Annotated in this window: 4 protein-coding genes and 1 pseudogene; 3 read left to right on the top strand and 2 right to left on the bottom strand. The window is 31.0% G+C overall.

What is annotated here, in order from left to right:
* Both ACTT83_RS06290 and ACTT83_RS06285 read right to left on the bottom strand, forming a co-directional pair.
* Positions 1-437: pseudogene (locus tag ACTT83_RS06290) on the bottom strand (riboflavin biosynthesis protein RibF); the annotation flags it as partial.
* A 2-nt stretch (positions 438-439) separates the two neighbouring features.
* The gene (locus ACTT83_RS06285) at positions 440-1,258 is read right to left on the bottom strand and encodes a TIGR01459 family HAD-type hydrolase (RefSeq protein ID WP_440919231.1); all 819 of its coding nucleotides are present in this window, start codon (positions 1,256-1,258) and stop codon (positions 440-442) included.
* 124 nt (positions 1,259-1,382) lie between these two features.
* Between ACTT83_RS06285 and groES the strand changes: the two genes are divergently transcribed.
* The 3 genes from groES to ACTT83_RS06270 all read left to right on the top strand — a co-directional run.
* The gene (gene groES / locus ACTT83_RS06280) at positions 1,383-1,673 is read left to right on the top strand and encodes a co-chaperone GroES (RefSeq protein ID WP_440916791.1); all 291 of its coding nucleotides are present in this window, start codon (positions 1,383-1,385) and stop codon (positions 1,671-1,673) included.
* A gap of 23 nt (positions 1,674-1,696) precedes the next feature.
* Complete coding sequence (gene groL, locus ACTT83_RS06275) at positions 1,697-3,358, top strand: chaperonin GroEL (protein ID WP_440919230.1); 1,662 nt, start codon at positions 1,697-1,699, stop codon at positions 3,356-3,358.
* A 179-nt stretch (positions 3,359-3,537) separates the two neighbouring features.
* A partial coding sequence (locus tag ACTT83_RS06270; protein WP_440919229.1) for a fused MFS/spermidine synthase occupies positions 3,538-4,104 on the top strand: 567 nt, incomplete at its 3' end.

Genomic DNA, 4,104 nt, shown 5'->3' with positions numbered 1-4,104 from the left:
TTACATAATTTTTCGTGATGAATTAATTGTTTTACGTTTCCTTCTCTTTTGTTTCCGAATCTAAAATTATTACTTACAAAAATAAATTTAGGACTAAGTTTTCTACCTAAAGTTTCTTTAATAAATGAAACTGATTTTGTTTTTGAAAATTTACGATTAAATTTCTTAGTAATAACAAAATCAACATTAAGCTTGACTAAATTTTCAATTTTTTGGTTTAAATTTGATAATCTAAAATTTTTTAAATTGGAGTTAAAAAACATTTTTGGCATCGGCTCAAAAGTCAAAACACCGATTTTTGAAGAATATTTTTTTTTATATTTTTTCGCTAATCTAAATAATTTTTGATGTCCTAGATGGAGACCATCAAAATTACCAATTAAAATAATTGAATTTTTATGATTCTTTTTAATATTAAAACTATTATATAATTTCATTTTTACCATTTTAACTCTGATTGTATATAGTTACAGATTGTTTCATAAGATTTCGCAGTTGCTTCAATTCCTTTTTCTTTGATTTCATTTTTATGAATACCATTTGAAATAATTAACGAGTCATAATTTAAAAGATTTGCACCTTTAATATCAGTATTTAAATTATCACCAATAGAAAGAATCTTTTTACCTTTGTTATCAATTGATAAATTATAAACCTCTGGATATGGCTTACCAAAATATACTACCTTGCCACCCATTTTTTCAAAAACCATAGCAACCGATCCTGCACAAAGCTCTCTTTTGTCACCTCTATCCACAATTAAGTCAGGATTAGTACAAACCATTTCTTTATCTAAATTTTTTTCAAATAAATCTTTATAATAATTCAAATCTTTTTCAAATTTTTCAAATAACCCAGTACACAATATGTACTCTCCATCATCAATATTGTCTGACTTCATTTTTGCGAAGTCATTAAATAAATCGAAATCACGTGGTGGTCCAACATGAAAAAATTTTTTGGTGGATAAATTTTGTTTGAGATAATTTAATGATGCTTGGCCAGATGTGAAAACATGATCTCTAATTTCTTTTTCCATACCCATTTTTTCTAAAAAGGATTTAACAACATCGTTAGGTCTTGGAGCATTAGTGAGTAGAATGTATTCTTTGCCTTTTTTTGTGATTTCTTTTAAAACGTTGATTGCTTCTTCATGGAGGTTTATTCCATTATGAATAACACCCCATAAATCAATGTAAAAAAGCTCATAATTATCAACGATGGAGCAGAAACCATCTTTGTCTAAATTTTTAGTCATCAAAATAATCTATAACCCAAAAAATCCACAATTTCCTACCTTTTTTAATAAACTAAATATCAAGTATATCTTGAAATAGTATTACCAATCTCTATATGAACTCCATATTTATATAGGAGAATATATGAAATTTAGACCGTTACATGACAGAGTTTTAATAGAAGTTTTAGATAGCAGCGAAAAAACTGCGGGAGGAATAATCATACCAGATACTGCACAAGAGAAGCCTCAAGAAGGAAAAGTTGTTGCTGTTGGTGGTGGTGCGAAAACTGAAGATGGAAAAAAAATTCCAATGGATGTTAAAGTTGGAGACAAAGTTTTATTTGGCAAATGGTCAGGAACTGAAGTCAAAATTGATGGTAAAGAATACAGCATAATGAAAGAGTCAGACATTATGGGTATTTCAAGTAAATAATATAAGTTAAAGGAGAAAGTATAATGGCAAAAGTTGTTAAATTTGACGCTGAAGCAAGATCAGCAATGATAAGAGGGGTAAATATCTTAGCTGATACTGTTAAGGTAACTTTAGGTCCTAAGGGCAGAAACGTTGTTATGGATAAATCTTATGGTGCTCCAAGAATTACTAAAGATGGTGTTTCAGTCGCAAAAGAAATTGACCTTGAAGATAAGTTTGAAAATATGGGTGCTCAAATGGTTAAAGAAGTTGCTAGCAAAACAAATGATGAAGCTGGTGACGGCACTACAACTGCAACTATTTTAGCTCAAGCGATTGTTAAAGAAGGTGTAAAATATGTTACAGCTGGAATGAACCCAATGGATGTGAAAAGAGGTATTGATGCAGCCGTAGATGTTGTAAAGCAAAACTTAGTTTCTTCAGCCAAAAAAGTAAAAGATAGTGATGAAATTGCTCAAGTCGGAACTATTTCTGCAAATGGCGATAAAGAAATCGGAAGTATGATTTCAAAAGCAATGCAAAAAGTTGGTAATGAAGGAGTAATCACAGTTGAGGAAAATAAAGGAATTGAAACGGAACTTGATGTTGTTGAAGGTATGCAGTTTGACAGAGGATATTTATCACCATACTTTATTACAAATAGTGATAAAATGACGACAGAGTTAGACAACCCTTTTATTCTTTTGCATGAGAAGAAATTAACAAATCTACAACCAATGGTTCCACTTTTGGAGGCAGTGGTGCAAGCTGGGAGACCATTAATGATTATATCTGAAGATGTTGAAGGTGAAGCTTTAGCAACGTTAGTTGTAAACAAGTTAAGAGGTGGTTTAAAAGTAGTAGCTGTAAAAGCTCCAGGTTTTGGTGACAGAAGAAAAGCTATGCTTGAAGATATTGCAATCTTAACTGGTGGAAGTGTAATTTCTGAAGATTTAGGAATTAAACTTGAAAACGTTAAATTAGATGATCTTGGATCATGTAAAAAAGTTAAAGTTGATAAAGATAATAGTACTATCGTGAATGGTAGCGGTAAAAAGTCTGATATCGAAGCTAGATGTTCTTCAATCAAACAACAAATTGATGAAACGACTTCTGATTACGATAAAGAAAAACTTCAAGAAAGATTAGCTAAACTCGCTGGTGGTGTTGCTGTAATCAAAGTTGGTGGTGCTACAGAAGTTGAAGTTAAAGAAAGAAAAGACAGAGTCGAAGATGCACTTAATGCAACAAGAGCTGCAGTCGAAGAAGGTATTGTAACAGGTGGTGGATGTGCTTTGTTATACGCTGCTCAAGAGCTTGAAAAATTAAAAGCCAAAGGCGAAGATCAAAAAGCTGGTGTTGATTTGGTTAGAAAAGCATTAGAAGCTCCTATTAGACAAATTACCAAAAATGCTGGTGTAGATGGTTCAGTTGTAGTTGGTAAATTGTTAGAACAGAATAAAAAAACTCACGGCTATGATGCACAAAATGAGGAATATTGTGACATGTTTGCTAAGGGTATTATTGATCCAGTCAAAGTTGTTAGAACTGCACTTCAAGATGCAGCTTCAATTTCTGGATTATTAGTAACAACAGAAGCAATGATAGCTGACAAGCCAGAAGAAAAAGATGCGGCTCCTGCTGGAATGCCTGGTGGAATGGGCGGCATGGGTGGTATGGGAGGAATGGGTGGTATGGGTATGTAAACCCCTCCCATTCTAGTTATTTATGAAAATTTAAAACCCCCGACTATCGGGGGTTTTTTTTTATTTTAAATCATTTTAAATAAAAATAAGATACTTCTTAACTTTAGAGAAATAAAAACACTTGCAATAAGTGCAAAATCTTTGTGAAGAAAATAATTAATTTTATAAAGCCCTAATAGATGCGAATTAATCATTTTATAAAATATTTATCTTTAATCTTTTTCACTGGGGCAGTTATTCTCTCATTAGAATTAATTGCATCAAAAATACTAACACCATTCTTTGGGGTTAGTCTTTACATTTGGACTGCAATTTTATCAGTAACATTAATTTTTCTTGCTATTGGATATCAATTAGGAGGATGGGTTACATCAAAAATACACTCTGAATACTACGAAGAACTATTTTTATTTATACCATTTATAAGTTCATTTTTTATTTTGATTTCTACCATCATTTATCCATTATTATTACCAAAATTAGTTGGTTTAAATTTGTTGATTGGGAGTTTTATTGGAAGTTTTATTTTGCTATCAATTCCATTGGTATTAATGTCTGCGATGAACCCTCTGCTCATCTCAATAATTAAATATAAAAATGATCAAAGCAGTGATTCAAAATCAGGTTTTGTATTATTCATTAGTACAATTGGATCTGTTTTTGGCGTTATATTTACAGCGTTAGTTTTAATTCCTAATTTTACAAATTTTTCTGCTTTTATTCTTAATGCATTATTTTTAATAGTT

This window comes from Candidatus Pelagibacter sp. (genome assembly GCF_052049775.1).
Taxonomy (GTDB): domain Bacteria; phylum Pseudomonadota; class Alphaproteobacteria; order Pelagibacterales; family Pelagibacteraceae; genus Pelagibacter.
The sequence above is the reverse complement of the archived record's forward strand: the minus strand, read 5'-3'. Positions and strand labels throughout refer to the sequence as shown.